Genomic DNA, 457 nt, shown 5'->3' on the forward strand with positions numbered 1-457 from the left:
ACCTATACATCAGTCGCTTTGAGGACATTTTGGCAAAAAATAATTTATACGAAAGCTCTTGGCCGCCTTTTCATCTGAACGCAAGACACACTACCGACCATCCGCATGGTCCGCTCTTTCTGTGTTTACAGCGCTATAACAGCAAACGTACTGGCACGTTTTGGCTTGGGGACCACCCTGCAACCAGTACTTATATGAATACTGAACTGAAAGAAGCCATAATAGGCTTTATGACAGATTACGACTCCAAAACAGAGGAAGAATGGCGTAAGGCATTTGACTTAAAACACACTACTTGGCTTGGCAAAGTACGCTCTAAAATGGGTGAGTTTTCACTGTTTCCGGATCGTAGAGCAACCTTACCCAAGAAGGTGCAGAAGCAGTTGGAGGAATATCTAGCGAGCCACACTTCTAAGCCATGATTTGATGATAAAATGCCTACCAATACGGTGTATCG

The 457-nt window shown here is 44.0% G+C and carries 1 protein-coding gene; it reads left to right on the top strand.

Translation table 11 applies throughout. From position 1 onward, the window contains the following. A partial coding sequence (locus ACXAF9_RS18180; RefSeq protein ID WP_475076844.1) for a hypothetical protein occupies positions 1 to 422 on the top strand: 422 nt, incomplete at its 5' end. Positions 423 to 457 lie beyond the last annotated feature (35 nt).

This window comes from Neptunomonas sp. ABH4_499 (assembly GCF_056160565.1).